General features: G+C 66.3%; 18 protein-coding genes and 1 other RNA gene. 10 read left to right on the top strand and 9 right to left on the bottom strand.

All coding sequences use genetic code 11. The annotated features are described in order from the left end of the window. The first annotated feature begins 130 nt into the window (after positions 1-130). On the top strand, positions 131-1,504 hold the full coding sequence (locus WN73_RS17390; RefSeq protein WP_028175974.1) for an AmpG family muropeptide MFS transporter: 1,374 nt from the start codon (positions 131-133) through the stop codon (positions 1,502-1,504). A gap of 146 nt (positions 1,505-1,650) precedes the next feature. On the opposite strand, the gene WN73_RS17385 is transcribed toward WN73_RS17390, so the two are convergent. The 5 genes from WN73_RS17385 to ffs all read right to left on the bottom strand — a co-directional run bounded on the left by WN73_RS17385 (position 1,651) and on the right by ffs (position 5,102). Continuing rightward, positions 1,651-2,088 (bottom strand): hypothetical protein, encoded by a 438-nt coding sequence (locus tag WN73_RS17385; protein WP_028175973.1) that lies wholly within the window; start codon positions 2,086-2,088, stop codon positions 1,651-1,653. Between the two features lie 30 nt (positions 2,089-2,118). Further along, positions 2,119-2,721 carry a recombination mediator RecR gene (gene recR, locus WN73_RS17380; RefSeq protein WP_011090836.1) on the bottom strand — a complete coding sequence of 201 codons (603 nt, stop codon included), beginning with the start codon at positions 2,719-2,721 and terminating at the stop codon, positions 2,119-2,121. 1 nt (position 2,722) lies between these two features. Beyond that, entirely contained in the window at positions 2,723-3,043 is a 321-nt protein-coding gene (locus WN73_RS17375) for a YbaB/EbfC family nucleoid-associated protein (protein ID WP_011090837.1), read from the bottom strand. A gap of 26 nt (positions 3,044-3,069) precedes the next feature. Further along, a complete protein-coding gene (locus WN73_RS17370; protein ID WP_028175972.1) occupies positions 3,070-4,911 on the bottom strand; it encodes a DNA polymerase III subunit gamma/tau in 1,842 nt (613 codons plus the stop codon). A 94-nt stretch (positions 4,912-5,005) separates the two neighbouring features. Beyond that, positions 5,006-5,102: signal recognition particle sRNA small type (gene ffs, locus WN73_RS17365), an RNA gene on the bottom strand. Positions 5,103-5,284: 182 nt separating this feature from the next. Here ffs and WN73_RS17360 point away from each other — a divergent pair. The 9 genes from WN73_RS17360 (at position 5,285) to WN73_RS17320 (ending at position 12,789) form a co-directional block, all read left to right on the top strand. Further along, the gene (locus tag WN73_RS17360; RefSeq protein ID WP_271553964.1) at positions 5,285-6,139 is read left to right on the top strand and encodes a transporter substrate-binding domain-containing protein; all 855 of its coding nucleotides are present in this window, start codon (positions 5,285-5,287) and stop codon (positions 6,137-6,139) included. A 137-nt stretch (positions 6,140-6,276) separates the two neighbouring features. Next, positions 6,277-6,939 (top strand): amino acid ABC transporter permease, encoded by a 663-nt coding sequence (locus WN73_RS17355; protein ID WP_027547482.1) that lies wholly within the window; start codon positions 6,277-6,279, stop codon positions 6,937-6,939. Further along, a complete protein-coding gene (locus WN73_RS17350) occupies positions 6,936-7,730 on the top strand; it encodes an amino acid ABC transporter ATP-binding protein (protein WP_271553963.1) in 795 nt (264 codons plus the stop codon). The genes WN73_RS17355 and WN73_RS17350 overlap by 4 nt, the downstream gene beginning before the upstream one ends. Continuing rightward, the gene (locus WN73_RS17345) at positions 7,730-8,485 is read left to right on the top strand and encodes an SDR family NAD(P)-dependent oxidoreductase (protein ID WP_271553961.1); all 756 of its coding nucleotides are present in this window, start codon (positions 7,730-7,732) and stop codon (positions 8,483-8,485) included. Before WN73_RS17350 ends, WN73_RS17345 begins: the two co-directional genes overlap by 1 nt. Then, on the top strand, positions 8,482-9,609 hold the full coding sequence (locus WN73_RS17340) for a muconate cycloisomerase family protein (protein WP_271553960.1): 1,128 nt from the start codon (positions 8,482-8,484) through the stop codon (positions 9,607-9,609). Before WN73_RS17345 ends, WN73_RS17340 begins: the two co-directional genes overlap by 4 nt. Positions 9,610-9,875: 266 nt before the next feature. Continuing rightward, positions 9,876-10,295 carry an HIT family protein gene (locus WN73_RS17335; RefSeq protein WP_038966071.1) on the top strand — a complete coding sequence of 140 codons (420 nt, stop codon included), beginning with the start codon at positions 9,876-9,878 and terminating at the stop codon, positions 10,293-10,295. Positions 10,296-10,306: 11 nt separating this feature from the next. Continuing rightward, positions 10,307-11,251, top strand: a complete 945-nt coding sequence (nudC, locus tag WN73_RS17330) for an NAD(+) diphosphatase (RefSeq protein WP_011090845.1) — start codon at positions 10,307-10,309, stop codon at positions 11,249-11,251. Between the two features lie 13 nt (positions 11,252-11,264). Then, the gene (locus tag WN73_RS17325; protein ID WP_271553957.1) at positions 11,265-12,212 is read left to right on the top strand and encodes a sugar kinase; all 948 of its coding nucleotides are present in this window, start codon (positions 11,265-11,267) and stop codon (positions 12,210-12,212) included. Positions 12,213-12,279: 67 nt separating this feature from the next. Beyond that, on the top strand, positions 12,280-12,789 hold the full coding sequence (locus WN73_RS17320) for an Lrp/AsnC family transcriptional regulator (protein WP_011090847.1): 510 nt from the start codon (positions 12,280-12,282) through the stop codon (positions 12,787-12,789). A gap of 148 nt (positions 12,790-12,937) precedes the next feature. On the opposite strand, the gene WN73_RS17315 is transcribed toward WN73_RS17320, so the two are convergent. From WN73_RS17315 to WN73_RS17300, 4 genes are all read right to left on the bottom strand, one after another. Beyond that, entirely contained in the window at positions 12,938-14,437 is a 1,500-nt protein-coding gene (locus WN73_RS17315; RefSeq protein WP_011090848.1) for a phosphomannomutase/phosphoglucomutase, read from the bottom strand. Positions 14,438-14,631: 194 nt separating this feature from the next. Beyond that, on the bottom strand, positions 14,632-15,144 hold the full coding sequence (locus WN73_RS17310; RefSeq protein ID WP_271553952.1) for a TIGR02281 family clan AA aspartic protease: 513 nt from the start codon (positions 15,142-15,144) through the stop codon (positions 14,632-14,634). A gap of 129 nt (positions 15,145-15,273) precedes the next feature. After that, a complete protein-coding gene (hrpB, locus tag WN73_RS17305) occupies positions 15,274-17,748 on the bottom strand; it encodes an ATP-dependent helicase HrpB (RefSeq protein WP_271553951.1) in 2,475 nt (824 codons plus the stop codon). A 122-nt stretch (positions 17,749-17,870) separates the two neighbouring features. Then, a partial coding sequence (locus WN73_RS17300; protein WP_271553950.1) for a UDP binding domain-containing protein occupies positions 17,871-18,328 on the bottom strand: 458 nt, incomplete at its 5' end.

The following is an 18,328-nucleotide window of genomic DNA, read 5'->3' as shown; positions in this document are numbered from 1 at the left end:
AATGAACCGGGACGCCCGTGAGTACTGGATCGTCCGCCTTCGCGGACGATGACGCCGAGGATGTTGGAGGCTCTCCCGCCTCACGGCTACCGCGAGAGTCTTTTCCCCCAGAATCTGCTAACACCCCCCCATGACCGCACCCGACGCGACCTCCGGAACCGTCCAAACCAGCGCTGATGCCCCCGCCGCCTCCTGGCGCGACAGCCTTGCCGTGTACCTGCAACCGCGGGTGCTGATCGTGCTGTTCCTCGGCTTCTCGTCCGGCCTGCCGCTGGCGCTGTCGGGCTCGACGCTGCTGGTGTGGATGCGCGAGGCCGGGGTCGATCTCGGGACCATCGGGCTGTTTGCGCTGGTCGGCACGCCCTACACGCTGAAATTTTTGTGGGCGCCGCTGGTGGACGCGCTGCATGTGCCGCTGTTCACGCGCGCGTTCGGACGGCGCCGCGGCTGGCTGCTGTTCTCGCAGCTGCTGCTGATCATCGCCATCCTGCTGCTGGCGCTGACCGATCCCGCGCGCTCGCCGTTCTACGTCGCGCTCGGCGCGTTGCTGGTGGCGACGACGTCCTCGACGCAGGACATCGTGGTCGACGCCTTCCGCGTCGAGAGCCTGCCGGAGAGCGAGCAGGCCGCCGGCATGGCATCCTATGTCGCGGCCTATCGCATCGGCATGCTGGTCTCGACCGCGGGCGCGCTGTTCATCGTCTCCGGTTTCGAGAGCACCGGCATTTCGCGCACATCAGCCTGGATGTGGGGCTATGTGGTGATGGCGGCGATGGTGCTGATCGGCACGATCACCGCGCTGGCCGCGACCGAGCCCGAGCAGTCGGTGCGGGCGGAAGCCGCAACGCAGGCCGATACGGCGTTCGCGCGCGTGCTGCACGCGGCGATCGGCGCGTTCTCGGAATTCCTGGCGCGCAAGGACGCGCTCGCCGCGCTTGCCTTCGTCGTGCTGTTCAAGTTCACCGACGCCTTCTCCGGCACCATGACGGCGCCGTTCGTGATCGACCTCGGCTTCTCCCGCAACGATTATGCGGCGATCGTGAAGGGCGTCGGCCTTGCGGCGACGCTGATCGGCGGCTTTGCAGGCGGCTTCCTTGCCCGACGCTACCCGCTGGCGACGTGCTTGTGGATCGGCGGCGTGGTGCAGGCGCTCGCCAACCTTTCCTTCTCCTGGCTGGCCTTCGTCGGCACCAGCCAATGGGCGCTCGCCTTCGCCATCACAGCTGAGAATTTCACCAGCGCCATCGGCACCGTGATCTTCGTCGCCTACCTCTCCGCGCTGTGCCAGAACCCGCTGCACACGGCGACGCAATACGCACTGCTCACCGCGCTCGCCGCGGTAGGACGCACCTATCTGTCGTCGGTGGCCGGCTATGTCGCCAAGGCGACCGGCTGGCCGCTGTTCTTCGTGATCTGCGTGCTGGTGGCGATCCCGAGCCTGGTCCTGCTGACATGGCTGCAGAAGCGCGGGCATTTCGAAGAGCTGGGGCCGGTAAGGGTGTGACCACCACTGCTGTCATGCCCCGCGAAGGCGGGGCATCCAGTATTCCAGAGACAGTTGTGATTGACCGAGAAGCCGCGGGGTACTGGATCGCCCGCCTTCGCGGGCGATGACACCGGAGTTGTGGAGAAGGCGTCGCGAATCACCCCCTACTGCTTCTTGATGATGCTCCACTTCGTGACCACGGCTTCGCTCATCTGGCCGGGGTCGCTGGCGCAGGCGACTTCGTCGACCTTGATCGAGATTTCCTTGCCGACGAAGGTCTTCAGCTGCGTGGCCTGCGCGTCGCCGCTCGGAACGAGCTGGAAGGTCTCTGGGCCGGTTTCGAGATTGCAGAGCCCGTTCGGCGCCGGCAGGCGGCGCGGCTCGGAGGTGATTTGATACATCGCGATCCGCTTGCCGGCGTTCTTGACGTCGCGCACCTTCATTGCGTTCAGCTCGCCCGAGAGCACGTCACCGGTGTTGATCGGCTTGCCGGGCTTGGGCGCCGGCGGCGCCGCGTCGTCCTGCTGCGCGGAGATGGCCGGCGTCACCAGCAGCATCATCGTCGCGGCCAAAGCCAATCGAGTGGCGAAAAGTTTCGTCATGTCGTCCGTTCCGTGGGGTCTGTAGGATAGCTAGAACAGGGTCCGCTGCCGCATCGCGGCCGATAGCGTACCTTCATCGAGATAATCAAGCTCGCCGCCGACCGGCACACCATGGGCGAGCCGGGTTACTTTTACGTTGGCGTCCTGAAGCAGGTCGGTGATGTAGTGCGCCGTGGTCTGGCCGTCGACCGTCGCGTTCAGCGCCAGGATGACTTCGTGGACCTCGGCAGCATGTGCGCGCGCGACCAGCGCGTCGATGGTGAGATCCTGCGGGCCGACGCCGTCGAGCGGCGACAATGTCGCACCCAGCACATGATAGCGCCCTTGAGTGGCATTGGCCCGCTCCAGCGCCCAGAGGTCGGCGACATCGGCGACGACCACGATGATCGCGGGATCGCGCTTCGGATCGGTGCAGACGGTGCAGGGGTTTTGCGTGTCGATGTTGCCGCAGGTCTTGCAGACCTGGACCTTGTCGAGCGCGACCTGGAGGGCCGAGGACAGCGGCATCATCAGCGCCTCGCGCTTCTTGATCAGATGCAGCGCGGCGCGCCGCGCGGAGCGCGGACCGAGGCCCGGCAGCCGTGCGAGAAGCTGCACCAGCCGCTCGATTTCGGGACCTGCAACCGCGCCCATGTTACTGGCCGAACAGCCCCGGCGGCAGGCCGAGCCCGCCGGTGAGCGACTGCATCTTCTCCTGCACGGCGGCCTCCGCCTTGCGGCGGGCATCGCCGAGCGCGGTCACGAGCAGGTCCTCGAGCACCTCGCGCTCTTCCGCCTTCATCAGCGAGGGATCGATCTTCACGCCCTTGACGTCCATCTTCGCGGTCATACGCACCACGACGAGGCCGCCGCCGGAGATGCCTTCGACCTCCACATTGCCGAGCGCGTCCTGCATCTCCTGCATCTTGGATTGCAGCTGCGCCGCCTGCTTCATCATGCCGAGAAAGTCAGCCATAGTCCCGTGTCCTTGGAAAGATAGGCTCAGAGATCGTCGTCGGTATCGGAACCGTCGGGCGGATCGTCACTGCCATAGTCGGCGTTAATATTGGATTCCGGCGTCTCGGGGGCAAGCCTGCGGACCTCGACGACCTTCGATCCGGGGAAGCGCGACAGTACCTCCTGCACGCGCGGATCGGCCTCCGCGGTACGCGCATGCTCCTGCTTGGCGGCCTGGTTCACCGAACGCAGCGTCGGCTGGCCCTGCTCGTTGGAGACGATCACGGTCCAGCGCCGGCCGGTCCAGAGTTCGAACTTGCGCGCGAGCTCGGTGATCATGGTCCTGGAGGCATTGGGCTCGAGCGCGACTTCCAGCCGGCCCTCCTCGAAACGGACGAGGCGCATGTCGGCTTCGAGCGCGGCCTTGGTCATGATGTCGCGCTTCTGGCCGGCAAGCGCGACGAGCTGGGTGAAGCTCGTGATGCGCAGCTGGGGTGCCGCGGCCTGCGGATCCGGCGCGGGCGCCGCCATCTGCGGCCGGGCAGCACCGCCGCCGAACGATGACGGCGATGAGGTCGGCGCGCGCATGGGCGCGGCCGAGGCGACAGGCGCAGCAGACGCAACCGGCGCGGCCGGCGCGCTACGCGCCGCACTGCCGCCGCTCACGACCGGCGAGCCGCCGCCGTTCTGCTCCAGCATCCGGATCGCCTCGTCCGGCGTCGGCAGGTCGGCGACATAGGCGATGCGCACCAGCACCATCTCGGCGGCGGCGGCGGGGCGCGTCGCGGCCTGCACCTCGGTGATGCCCTTGAGCAGCATCTGCCACATCCGCGACAGCACGCGCATCGAGATTTTCGAGGCGAAATCCCGCGCGCGCACCCGCTCGGTCTCGCCATAGGCGACGTTGTCGGCGGTCGCCGGCACGATTTTCACGCGGGTGACGAAATTGACGAACTCGGCGAGGTCCGAGAGCACGACGATCGGATCGGCGCCGACGTCGTACTGGTCGCGGAACTCCTTGAAGGCGGCGGCGATATCGCCACGCGCCAGCGAATCGAACAGGTCGATCACACGCGTACGGTCGGCGAGGCCCAGCATCTGCCTGACCGCATCGGCTTTCACCGTGCCTGCCGCATGCGCGATCGCCTGGTCGAGCAGCGACAGCGAATCGCGCACGGAGCCTTCCGCGGCGCGCGCGATGATGCCCAGCGCCTCGGGCTCGATCTCGACGCTTTCCTTCGCCGCGATGTTGGCAAGGTGTTTCATCAGCACGTCGGCCTCGACCCGGCGCAGGTCGAAACGCTGGCAGCGCGACAGCACGGTGACCGGAACCTTGCGGATCTCCGTGGTCGCGAACACGAACTTGGCGTGCTCCGGCGGTTCCTCCAGCGTCTTCAGGAAGGCGTTGAACGCCGCCGTCGACAGCATGTGGACTTCGTCGATGATGTAGACCTTGTAGCGGGCGCTGGCCGGCGCGTAGCGCACGCTGTCATTGATCTGGCGAACGTCGTCGACGCCGGTATGCGAGGCCGCGTCCATCTCCAGCACGTCCATGTGCCGGCTTTCCATGATCGCCTGGCAATGCACGCCCAAGGTCGGCATGTGGATGGTCGGGCCCTTCACTGAGCCGTCCGGCATCTCGTAGTTGAGCGCACGGGCAAGAATTCGCGCGGTGGTGGTCTTGCCGACGCCGCGGACGCCGGTGAGGATCCAGGCCTGCGGGATACGCCCGGTCTCGAATGCATTGGAGACGGTGCGGACCACGGCCTCCTGGCCGATCAGGTCGTCGAACGAGGAGGGGCGGTATTTGCGCGCCAGCACCCGGTAAGGCGCGTTGCCAGCCTGGCTGGCGCTATCGGGGTTAGGAGGGGCGCCAGCGTCGGTCATCGGTCGATCCGCAATGAAATCTCTCTCGGCCGGCTCTTGCGGAAAGGAGCGCGCTGGCGGCAGGGCCGCCGGCGCAATTCGCTCGGAAAAACAGGTAGGAGACTGACGAGCGACCCGATCCGGACCTCGTTAGGGCTGCTTCCTTCCGGACCTGACCCGGTTGGCGAGTGGCTCGTCCACCGCCAATCTCCCGGTCCCTATTTGGGGCCAAAAGGTCGGGAAAGCAAGCGGGTATCAGCTTGAACCGGTTGAGTTTGCCCAGCATCCGGGCAATTCCCGGTCTGCCCAGCCGACAGGCTGTGCTTTCGCTGATGAGACCACCTTGCTAGAACCTTGCCGGAACCCCATCCAACCAGAAAAGCGATTGATCCCAATGGTTACACGTCGTGATGTTGCATCGATTGTCGGACTTGGCGCCGTTGGCGCGATGGCCGCGGGCGCACTGGCGTCCCCGGCCGTGGCCCAGGCCGCCGATCCGAACGAATCGACCTTCGCCCGCATCCGCCGCACCAAGAAGATGCGGATCGGCGCGGTCGGCGGCGGCGCACCCTATTACATGAAGGACCTCGCCAGCGGCCAGTGGAAGGGCTTTTACGTCGACATCGCCAAGGCGCTCGCCGACGACATGGAAGCCGAGCTCGAGATCACCGAGACCACCTGGGGCAATTCGGTGCTCGACCTGCAGTCCAACAAGATCGACATCTTCTTCGGCCTCAACCCGACCCCGAAGCGCGCGCTGGTGGTCGATTTCTCGGTGCCGGTCTTCAACAACGCCTTCGGCATCCTGTGCAAGAAGGACTTCAAGCCGAAGACCTGGGCCGAGCTGAACTCGCCCGACGTCAAGATCGCGGTCGACCAGGGCTCCTCGCACGACCAGGTCGTCAGCCGCCTGATACCGAAGGCGCAGATCTCGCGCCTCAAGACCGCCGATGACGCCACCGCCGCGCTCCAGACCGGCCGCGTCGACGCGCAATGCCTGATCACCATGCTGTCGCTGACCGTGCTGAAAAAGAATCCCTCGCTCGGCCAGTTCGTGCTGCCGACGCCGATCTTCGCCACCACGTCGAACGCCGGCTTCCGCCGCGAGACCGACAAGACCTGGCGCGACTACGTCAACACCTGGATCGACTTCAACAAGGGCCTCGGCTTCATCCGCAACGCGATCATCACCAACATGGAGCTGGTGGGCGTGACCGAGGCGGACATTCCGCCGGGCGTTTCGTTGTAAGCTCCCACTGTCATTCCGGGGCGATGCGAAGCATCGAACCCGGAATCTCGCACTGCAATCTCTGGATTCCGGGTTCGCGACTTCGTCGCGCCCCGGAATGACGGTGCAAACGGCACCCGCGACGAGTAAACGCACGCATGTATCACTGGGACTTCGGCATTCTCTGGAGCTATCGCTGGCTCTTTCTCAACGGGCTCGGCGTCACCGTCGGCTTCACCGTGGTCATCGTGGTGCTCGGACTGGTGTTCGGCCTGTTCGGCGCGTTCGGCAGCCTGTCGCGCTTCAAGGCGGTGCGCCTCGTCGCCCTCACCTTCATCGAGGCGTTCCGCTGCACGCCGATCCTGGTGCAGCTGATCTGGTTCTATTACGCGCTGCCGATCCTCGCCGGCGTCGAGATGACGCCGATCACGGCCTCGGCGCTGGCGCTATCGCTCTATGGCGGCTCGTTCTATTCGGAGATCATCCGCGGCGGCATCGTCTCGATCGACAAGGGCCAGTCCGAAGCGGGTGCCGCGCTCGGCATGACCCCCGGCCAGGCGATGCGGCGCATCGTGCTGCCGCAGGCGATCAAGCGCATGATCCCGGCGCTGATGAACCAGTCGATCATCCAGTTCAAGAACACCTCGCTGGTCTCGGTGCTGGCGGTGCCTGACCTCGTCTATCAGAGCCAGGTCGCGGCCCATGACAGCTACCGGCCGCTGGAAACCTACACGGCGGTCGCGGTCGCCTATGCCGCGATCCTGATTCCGCTCACCATCATCGTCCGGCGCGGCGAGAAGCGATTGGCGGTCGGCGAATGAGCGACACTTCGAAAATCGAAATCCGGGAATTGCGCAAGAGCTTCGGCAGCAACGAGGTCCTGAAGAACATCAGTCTCGACGTCGCCAAGGGCGGCGTGGTGGCGCTGATCGGCCCGTCTGGCTCGGGCAAGTCGACGCTGCTCCGCTGCGTCAATCTTCTGGTGACGCCTGATGGCGGCAGCGTTCGCGTCGGCGATACACGCTTCCAGTTCGGCGAGGGCGCAAAGCTGCCCGACGTGAAGACACTCGCAAGATTCCGCGCCACCACCGGCATGGTGTTCCAGCACTTCAACCTGTTCCCGCACATGACCACGCTCCAGAACGTGATGGAGGGACCGGTCACGGTGCGCCGCATGGCCAGGGCCGACGCCGAGAAGCTCGCGCGTGCGCAGCTCGCAAAGGTCGGCCTTGCCGAGAAGGCGGACCAGTATCCGGCGACGCTCTCGGGCGGACAGAAGCAGCGCGTCGCGATCGCGCGGGCGCTGGCGATGGAGCCGGACGTGATGCTGTTCGACGAGGCCACCTCGGCGCTCGACCCTGAACTCGTCGGCGAGGTGCTCGCCGTGATGCAGCGGCTGGCCTCGGAGGGCATGACCATGGTGATCGTGACCCATGAGATCGCCTTTGCCCGCGAGGTCGCCGACCGCCTCATCTTCATGCGCGACGGTGTCGTCGTCGAGGAAGGCCCGGCGCGGCAGGTGATCGACAATCCCCAGGAAGCCGCGACGCGTGCCTTCCTCAGCCATTTCCACCGCACCGGCGCGCTGCCGCCGGCCAACGCAACATCCTGATGTCCGATATCAATCGCGTCTATCTCGTCACCGGTGCCGCCAGCGGCATCGGCCGCGCCACCGCAAGACTGCTCGCGGCGCCCGGCACCGCGCTGCTGCTGCACACGCGCTCCAATGCGGCCGGCCTCGATGCCGCTGCGGCGGAAGCCGAAGCGCAAGGCGCTGTGGTCGCAAAATGCCTCGGCGACCTCGCCGGGGAGGCCGCCGCCACCGACGCCGTCGCCGCTGCGCAAACCGCCTTCGGCCGACTTGATGGGTTGATCCTCGTGGGCGGCCATGCCCGCCGCGGCAGCGCGATCGGCACGCCGGCGGATGAATTCCGCCAGGCGATGGACGAATCCGCGCTGGCCTTCACGCGTCTGGTCGACGCCGCGCTGCCGCTGCTGCGCGCCGGCCGCGATGCACGGATCGTCGCGGTGTCGTCCTTCGTGGCCCACGCGATCCGCCCCGAGTTTGCGCCGTTCGCGGCAACGGCCGCCAGCCGCTCCGCTCTGGAGGCGCTGGTGCGGCTCACTGCGGTCGAACTCGCGAAAGACGGCATCACCGTCAACGCCGTCTCACCGGGCCTCATCGTCAAGGACAAGCCGAGCGAGAGCCGGCTGTCGCCCGAGCAGATCGCTGCGACCGAAGCGCTGATTCCGATGCGCCGCCGCGGGCGGCCGGAGGAAGTGGCCGAAATCATCGCCTTCCTGGCGTCCCCCAAAGCATCCTACGTCACCGGCCAGGTCTGGCACGTCAATGGAGGCCTGACATGACCGAAGCGACCGTCGAACGCATCAGGCTGTTCCTGATCGAAAGCCCGATCAAGATGGCGCGCCTGCAGGGCGTCGGCAACGTCAAGGGCACGGTGAAGCGCGTGCTGATCGAGCTCACGTCAAGCGACGGCGTGATCGGCTGGGGCGAGGCGGCACCGTGGGAGGTCTTCACGGGCACGCCGGAAGCCGCGTTCTCCGCGCTCGACATCTATCTGCGCCCGATCGTGCACGGCAAGCCGGTGCGCCGCATCCGGGCGCTGATGGCCGAGCTCGACCGCGCGCTGGTCGGACATGGCGAAGCCAAGGTCGGAATCGAGATGGCGCTGCTCGACATCGTCGGCAAGTCGTCGGGGCTGTCGGTCGCCGATTTGCTCGGCGGCCGCGTGCGCGACACCATCCCGCTCTCCTTCTCGATTGCCGATCCGGACTTTCCCGCCGATCTCGAACGCATGCGAAAAATGGTTCCGGACGGCAATGTCATCTACAAGGTCAAGACCGGCGTGAAGCCGCACCGCGAGGATCTCGATCATCTCGAGGCAATCCGGAAGGAATTCGGCGACAAGGTCGACCTCCGCGTCGACTACAACCAGGCGCTGGCGCCGTTCGGCGCCATCAAGATTTTGCGCGATGTCGAGGAGTTTGCGCCGACCTTCATCGAGCAGCCGGTGCCGCGCAAATATCTCGACGTGATGGCGCAGCTCACCGCGGCGCTGGAAACGCCCGTGCTCGCCGACGAAAGCTGCTTCGACCGCCGCGACATGATGGAGGTGGTGCGACGCGAGGCGGCCGACGCCGTCTCGATCAAGCTGATGAAGGCCGGCGGCCTGTTCGAGGCGCAGGCGATCATGGCGATCGCCGACATTGCCGGCCTGCCCGGCTATGGCGGCACGCTGTGGGAGGGCGGCATCGGCCTTGCCGCAGGTACGCAGCTGATTGCGGCCACGCCGGGCATCTCGCTCGGCTGCGAATTCTACATGCCGCATCATGTGCTCACCGAGGACGTGCTGGAAGAGCGCGTCGCCAACCGCGCGGGTCACGTGGTGGTGCCCGACGGCCCCGGTCTCGGCATCCGCGTCAGCGAAGCCTCGGTCCGCGCCAATGCGCGGGTGCTCGCGGAGGCGTAGTTTCTGTCATTCCGGGGCGCGCAAAGCGCGAGCCCGGAATCCATAACCACAGGAAGAGGTGGTGGCAGGGGCTGGCAACTGCGAGTCTTCGCCAAATCTCTCCCTGTGGTTATGGGCCCCGGATCAGCGCTCCGCTTCGCTGCGCTTGTCCGGGGCGACGACCGTGTATGCAGTAGCGGCGGAGCCCCGATCCTTCCCCTATCGGAATCGGTATCGTATGGTCGAACCCAACAAGCCCGTCCCACCGGGCCATCCGGAAAACCTTCATGTCCGAACCCGCCTGGTCGCTGCACTCCCGCCTGAAAGAGGACACCATCGACATCGGCGACCTGCCGCTGTCGAAGGTGCTGGTCATCAAGGACGCCAATTATCCCTGGCTGTTGCTGGTGCCGCGGCGCCCCGATGCGGTCGAGATCATCGATCTCGACGAAGTGCAGCAGGCGCAGCTGATGACCGAGATCTCCCGCGTCTCGCGCGCGCTGAAGGAGATCACCAAATGCGACAAGCTCAATATCGCGGCGCTCGGCAACCTCGTGCCGCAGCTTCACGTCCACATCATCGCCCGCCGCACCGGTGACGCCGCCTGGCCGCGGCCGGTCTGGGGCGTGATGCAGCCCTTGGCGCATGACGCCACAGAGGTGCAGAATTTCATCAGCGCGCTTCGCCGAAAAATCTGGTTGGGTTGAAAGAACAAGAAATGTCAGCATTCGACGCATTTCCGCTGGGACAGCCGGCCTTCGTCACCAACATCCTCGACCGCGCCGCGCATCTGCGCCGCGACGACGAAAAGCTGTTCGCGCTGGAGCAGAAGCCGTCCTCGCGCGCCTATGTCGTCCACCGCGACTCGCTGCTGGTGAAGCGCGAAGGCGAAAACGTGCGCGCGCTGCTGGGAATCGACGAGGCGCTGAAATGCGGCGCCAATCCCGGCACGATCTTCTTAGGCTTACGCGACGGCGCCGCTGTGTTCGGCATGGGCCTGTCGCAGGCCGCCGCCGAGAAGCTGGTCGGCCGCGAGGACTACAGCCTCACCGAGCTGCGCGGCATGGCCATGCAGGGCGCGATTCCCCCCGACGAGCTTTCGGCGATCGCGATGGCGAAGTCGATGGTGAGCTGGCACCAGCGCCACGGCTATTGCGCCAATTGCGGCACGCGCAGCGCGATGAAGGAAGGCGGCTGGAAGCGCGATTGCCCTGCCTGCAAGGCCGAGCATTTTCCGCGCACCGATCCGGTCGTGATCATGCTGGTCGCCTCCGGAGAAAAATGCCTGCTCGGCCGCCAGAAGCAGTTTCCGCCGGGCATGTTTTCCTGCCTCGCCGGCTTCGTCGAGGCCGCCGAGACCATCGAGGACGCGGTGCGCCGGGAGATCCTCGAAGAATCCGGGATCCGCTGCACCGACGTGCAGTATTACATGACGCAGCCGTGGCCCTACCCGTCGTCGCTGATGATCGGCTGCAGCGCGCGGGCGCTGAACGAGGACATTGTCGTCGATCATTCCGAGCTGGAGGATGCGCGCTGGTTCACGCGCGAGGAGGCGGCACTGATGCTGACGCGGACGCATCCCGACGGGCTCGCCGGCCCGCATCCCTTCGCGATCGCCCATCATCTGCTCGGCCGCTGGGTGCACGACAAGAGCGGCGCTTGAGCTGAGGCCAGCGATGGCCGGGACCGCGCCGCGCATCCTCTGCATCGGCATTCCCGTGCGCGACCTGACCTTTCGCCTGGAGGCCGTGCCTGCGCGCGGCAGCAAGGCGAATGCCACGCATCTCGCCGAGATCTGCGGCGGCAACGCGCTCAACGCCGCGATCGCGATGGCACGGCTTGGTGGCCGCGTCTCGTTCGCAGGTCCCATGGGCGATGTGCGGGAGACGTCGAGCGGCTTCATTCTCGAACGGATGGCGCAGGAAGGTATCGACCCAAGCCATATCGTGCGCATGCCCGATGTGACGACGCCCGTCTCCGCGATCATGATCGAGCCCTCCGGCGAGCGGACACTCACGATCTATCGCGATCCCGGCCTGTGGAGCGTGGAGCTGCCCGATGCCGACGCCCTGCTCGCCGATTGTCGGGCGGTCCTCGTCGAAAGCCGCTGTGCAGGGTTCGCGACCTCCCTCTGCGCCGAGGCACGCCGGCGCGGCATTCCCGCCGTCGTCGGCGTGGACCGCGCGATGTCTTTGCAGGACGGCCTGCTCACGGCGGCCTCGCATCTTCTGTTCGCCAGTGAACAGGTGCAGGAGACTGCCGGCATCGCCGACGACGGCGAAGCATTGCGGCAGCTGGCGAGGTTGACGTCGGCCTTCCTCGCCGCCACACGCGGTCCCCTCGGTACGATCTGGCTGAACGATGCAGGCGAGCTTGAGGAGACACCGGCCTTCCCGGTTCAGGCGGTCGATACGCTCGGCGCCGGCGACGTCTTCCATGGCGCCTTCACGCTTCGCCTGGCCGAGGGCGCGGTGGTACGGGAGGCGCTGCGATTCGCCGCGGCTGCCGCAGCGCTGAAATGTACCCGCCATGGTGGCGGCCTGGCTGCCCCGCAACGCGTTGAAGTTGAAAGGCTTTTAGACGGACCGCAAGCGGGGGCGCCGGGCGGGTCGCCAAGATTATAGGCTTGTCGTGGAAAGATTTTCTCTATATCAGGGAAATCGACCCCTATAATGAAACAAAGTTCTTCAAATGACTGACCTCGCCGTCCAGATCCCCGAGACCAGCCGCCGCCTCGACGCCATCGACCGCAAGATCCTGATGGTACTCCAGGAGGATGCCTCCCTGTCCGTCGCCGAGATCGGCGATCGTGTCGGCCTGTCCTCGACCCCCTGCTGGAAACGCATCCAGCGGCTGGAGGCCGACGGGGTGATCCTGAAACGGGTCGCCCTCGTCGACCAGAACAAGATCGGGCTCGGCATCTCCGTGTTCGTCTCGGTCGAGAGCTCCGATCATTCCGACGCCTGGCTCAAGAAGTTCGCCGAGGCCGTCAGCGCCATGCCCGAGGTGATGGAGTTCTACCGGATGGCCGGCGACGTCGACTACATGCTGCGCGTCGTGGTCGCGGACATGCAGGCCTATGACGTGTTCTACAAGAAGCTGATCAGCGCCGTGCCGCTGAAGAACGTCACCTCGCGCTTCGCGATGGAGAAGATCAAGTCGGTCACCGCGCTGCCGATTCCGGCGGTGGTGGCGGCTTAGAGCTCACCACTCGAAAAGTGTCATCGCCCGGCTTGACCGGGCGATCCAGTACTCCGAGACGCCTGCGATTGAACCGGGAGGCCGCGGCGTACTGGATGCCCCGCCTGCGCGGGGCATGACGCAGTGCATGTGGTGATACCGGCCCCTCTCAGATCGTCTGATTGTACGCGCCGACTTCGGGATGCGTGCGCAGCACGCTGTTCACCATCTCGAACATGTCGTGCATGCGCTGCTCGGAGACCGGGCTCTCGACCACGACCACGAGCTCGGGCTTGTTGGAGGAGGCGCGCATCAGGCCCCAGCTGCCGTCTTCCACCGTGACACGCACGCCGTTGACGGTGACGAGATCGCGGATCGCCTGGCCGCCGATCTTGGCACCCTTGGCCTGCAAGCCTTCGAAATGCTTCACCACGGCGTCGATGACGCCGTATTTGACCTCGTCGGCGCAATGCGGCGACATGGTCGGCGACGACCAGGTTTTTGGCAGCGCGTTCTTCAGGTCGGCCATCGACTTGCCGGGGGCGCGGTCGAGCATATCGCAGATCGCAATCGCCGAGACCAGGCCGTCGTCATAGCCGCGTCCATACGGCTTGTTGAAGAAGAAGTGGCCCGACTTCTCGAAGCCGGCGAGCGCACCCGTCTCGTGGGTGCGGCGCTTCATGTAGGAATGGCCGGTCTTCCAATAGGTGGTCTTGGCGCCCTGCTTCTGCAACACCGGATCGGTGATGAAGAGGCCGGTCGATTTCACGTCGACGATGAACTGCGCGTCCTTGTGGATCGCCGACATGTCGCGCGCCAGCATCACGCCGACCTTGTCGGCGAAGATTTCCTCGCCGGTGTTGTCGACGACGCCGCAGCGGTCGCCGTCACCGTCGAAGCCGAGGCCGACATCGGCCTTGTGCTGCAGCACCGCGTCGCGGATCGCGTGCAGCATCTCCATGTCTTCAGGATTCGGATTGTATTTCGGGAACGTGTGGTCGAGCTCGGTGTCGAGCGGGATCACCTCGCAGCCGATCGCCTCCAGCACCTGCGGCGCGAATGCGCCCGCGGTGCCGTTGCCGCAGGCCGCGACGACCTTGAGCTTGCGCGTCAGCTTTGGTCGGCTGGTGAGATCGGCGATGTAGCGCGCCGGATAATTCTCGTGGAATTGATAGGAGCCGCCGACCTTGTTCTTGAAATCGGCGTTGAGCACGATCTCTTTGAGCCGCGTCATCTCGTCCGGGCCGAAGGTCAGCGGGCGGTTGGCGCCCATCTTCACGCCGGTCCAGCCATTGTCGTTGTGCGAGGCCGTGACCATCGCGCAGCAGGGCACGTCGAGATCGAACTGCGCGAAATAGGCCATCGGCGTCACCGCGAGCCCGATGTCGTGCACCTTGCACCCCGCCGCCATCAGGCCGGAGATCAGCGCATATTTGATCGAGGCCGAATAGCCGCGGAAGTCATGGCCGGTGACGATCTCCTGCTTGACGCCGAGTTCCGCGATCAGTGCGCCCAGCCCCATGCCGAGCGCCTGGATCCCCATCAGGTTGATTTCCTTCTGGAACAGCCAGCGCGCGTCGTATTCGCGAAAACCCGTAGGTTTCACCATCGGCTCGGATTCGAAGGCGTAGGTGTTGGGCAACAAGACGGATTTCGGCTTGGGAAACATTGAGACGGTCTCGTGAAGAAGGGGGGCAGGATTTGATGCAGCCTTAGCGAATGCCAGGCCGCAGCGGAAGGCGGGAATGGCAGCTTGTGGCTTATAATTGCGGCAGTTTAGCAACGGGGGAAATCCGACCGCGAGAGCGGTCGAAACAACGACGCTTTTTGAAATATACGGTCGCAGGAGCCTTTGGGAGGCTCTTACTGCTCCAGCACCATCTGCCCGTTGGCGTACTCAAAACGCTTCAGCCGGGACAGGAAGGAGAGGCCGAGCAGGTTTTCCGACAGCGCCTCGTCCGGCAACACCATGGCGTCGACGTCGCGCACGACGAGGCCGCCGACCTCCAGCATGGCGATGCGGGTGCGCGCGGCCTTGATGGTGCCGTTGGCGGTGGAGACGGTGGCGTTGTACTCGCCGCGCGAGGGACGCAGGCCGAAGCGGGCGGCCGAGGTCTCGTTCAGCGCAACGACGGAGGCGCCGGTGTCGACCAGGAAGCCGATGCGCTGGCCCTCGATCCGGCCCTCGGTCTGGAAATGGCCACGGCCGTCGCGGCCAATGGCGAGGCTGCGGCCACCGACCGGCGCCGTGGTTGCGACCGCGACCGTCGGGCGCGGCGCTGACGTGGCGGAAGCGGAGCTCATCCTGTCCGCCATCTGCGCCATGAAGGTGCCGAGGCCGATCATGATGGCCGCGAGGATCATTATGTTACGCATCACACCACTTCCGAGCCGGAAAGCTCGATTTCACCACGCGACACGACCGTCCGCGAGCGACGCCGCGGCCGGGCCAGTCCCATTTTGACGAAAAGGATGAGCGGACGGTTAATGCGGGTTCGTGATTTCTCAGGTGCCGCGCGGTTTGACCCGCCGGGTCGGCAATGCATTCGCCGGATCTTCCGGCCAGGGATGGCGCGGGTAGCGGCCGCGCAGGTCGGAGCGTACCGCAGCGTAGCTGCCGCGCCAGAAACCGGGTAGATCCCGCGTCACCTGCACCGGGCGCTGCGCCGGCGACAGCAATTCCAGCACCAGCGGCACCTTGCCGGCCGCGATCGACGGATGGGTGTTGAGGCCAAACAACTCCTGGAGCCGCACTGCGATGGTCGGCCCCTGCTCGGCCTCGTAGTCGATCGCGAGCACGGTCCCGGTCGGCGCCTCGAAATGCGTCGGCGCCTCGCGGTCGAGCCGTGCGCGCATCTCCCACGGCAACAGCGCCATCAGCGCATCGGAGAGATCGCCGGCGGAGATATCCTTGAGCGCTATCTTGTCGTAGAGCGCGGGCACCAGCCAGTCGTCGCGCCGCGCGATCAGCCCGTCGTCGGACAGGTCAGGCCAGCTGTCGCCTTCGGCCTTGCGCAGGAACATCACGCGGTCGCGCCATTGCTTGGCCGCCTTCGACCAGGGCAACCGGTCGAGGCCCGCGGCGATCAGACCATCCGCGAAGATGCGCGCGGTCTCCTCCGACGGCGACACAGCCAGCGTAGCTTCAGAGAGCGTGATCGCATGCAGCGCGCGCTTGCGCCGTGCACGCAGCGCCATCGCGCCGCGATCGAACGAGATCTCGTCAACGGTCTCGATATGCTCGGCGAAATGCCGCTCGATGTCGTCCTCGCTGATTTGCGCGGCGAGCAGGATGCGGCCGCTCGCCGCCGTGCCCGTCATTTCGCCGATCGCGATATAGGGCGCGCGGGCGAGCGACGAGGTCTGCTCGACGGCGGCGCCGCGACCGTTGGCGAGCACGAAACTGCCGTTGCCGCGATTGCGCGCAACGCGGTCCGGGAAGGCATACGCGAGCATCAGGCCGGTCGAGAGATCTTCCTGCGGCCCCTCCTGCTCTGACGCCGCGACCTGCGAGGCCCAGCGCCGGGCAAGGTCGCGCGCACTCGATGCGCGCGGTGAGCGGTCGCGGCGGAACTGGTCGCGCCGGTGCTCGAGATCGGCGCTGTCGCCGCCGAGCCCGCGCTCGGTGAGTATGGCCGCGATCTCCGCGGCGTCTTCGCCCGCGCCGGCGCGATGCGAATCGACGATCATGCGCGCCAGCCGCGGCGGCAATGCCAGCGCGCGCAGGCTCTTGCCTTCCGCGGTGATGCGGCCGTCGCCATCCAGCGCGTTGAGCTCGCTGAGAAGGCTCTTGGCTTCCTTCCAGGCCGGCTGCGGCGGCGGGTCGAGGAACGACAGCGCGGCGGGGTCAGTGACGCCCCATTGCGCCAGGTCGAGCACCAGCGAGGACAGATCGGCGCTGAGGATTTCCGGCTGGGTGTAGGGCGCGAGCGAGGCCGTCTGCGGCTCGTCCCAGAGCCGGTAGCAGACGCCCGGCTCGGTGCGGCCGGCGCGGCCGCGGCGCTGGTCCACCGCCGCGCGCGAAGCGCGCACGGTCTCGAGCCGGGTCAGGCCGATATCAGGCTCGTAGCGCGGCACGCGGGCAAGACCGGAATCGACCACGATGCGGACGCCTTCGATGGTGAGCGAGGTCTCCGCGATCGAGGTCGCCAGCACCACCTTGCGCGTGCCCTTCGGCGCGGGCGCAATGGCGCGATCCTGCACGGCGGCATCGAGCGCGCCGAACAGTGGCACGATCTCGATACTGGCGTCCTGGACGCGCTCGCCGAGAAAATTCTGGGTGCGGCGGATTTCAGCGGCGCCGGGCAGGAACGCCAGCACCGAACCGCTATCGGCGCGAAGCGCAGACGCGATCGCATCCGCCATCTGCCGCTCGATCGGCGCGTCCGCCTTGCGGCCGAGATAGCGCGTCTCGACCGGAAAGGCGCGGCCCTCGCTTTCGACGACGGGCGCCTCACCGAGCAGCTTTGCGACGCGGGCGCCGTCGAGCGTTGCCGACATCACGAGAATGCGCAGATCCTCGCGCAGGCCGGTTTGCGCGTCACGCGCCAGCGCAAGGCCCATGTCAGCGTCGAGCGAACGCTCGTGGAATTCGTCGAACAGGACGGCGGCAACGCCGGAGAGCTCGGGATCGTCCATGATCTGGCGGGTGAAGATGCCTTCGGTCACGACCTCGATGCGCGTCGCGCGCGATATTTTCGAGCCGAAACGGACGCGGTAGCCGACGGTCTCACCTGCCCGCTCGCCGAGCGATTTGGCCATGCGATCGGCGCTGGCGCGCGCCGCGATGCGCCGCGGCTCCAGGACGATGATCTTCTTGCCCTTGGCCCAGGGCGCATCGAGCAACGCCAGAGGCACGCGCGTGGTCTTGCCGGCGCCGGGCGGGGCCACTAGCACGGCCGCATTGTGTGCCTTGAGCGTGCGCGACAAATCGTCGAGCACGGCATCGATCGGGAGGGGCGTGTCGAAGCTGCGGGGCAAAGGTCTCGGTCCGTCATCACCCGCGAAGGCGGGTGATCCAGTAAACTCAGGTCCCAATCATCACGAAGATCGGGGTTACTGGATACCCCGCCTTCGCGGGGTATGACAATCGTGTGTCGCTATCAGCCCTGCGCCGACGGACGGCCGACGCTCTCATAGGTGAAGCCGGCGGCGCGCATGTCTTCGGGGCTGTAGATGTTGCGGAGGTCGACGACGACGGGCTGCGCCATGACACTCTTCAGCCGGTCGAGATCGAGGCCGCGGAACTGCACCCATTCGGTGACGACAACCAGCGCATCGGCGCCTTGCGCACAGGAATAGGCGTCCTCGCAATAGGTGATGCTGGGCAGCTCACTCTTCGCCTGCTCCATGCCGACGGGATCGAAGGCCTTCACCTTGGCGCCCATGTCGATCAGGCCGGTCACCAGCGGGATCGACGGCGCATCGCGCATGTCGTCGGTGTCGGGCTTGAAGGTGAGGCCGAGCACGGCGATGGTCTTGCCGCGCAGCGAGCCGCCGAGCGCCTGGCTGACCTTGCGCGCCATCGCGCGCTTGCGGTTCTCGTTGACGGCCAGCACGG

Source organism: Bradyrhizobium sp. CCBAU 45394, from assembly GCF_028128655.1.
Taxonomy (GTDB): domain Bacteria; phylum Pseudomonadota; class Alphaproteobacteria; order Rhizobiales; family Xanthobacteraceae; genus Bradyrhizobium; species Bradyrhizobium diazoefficiens.
Note: the sequence above shows the minus strand (reverse complement) of the source record. Positions and strands in the feature narration are given on the sequence as shown.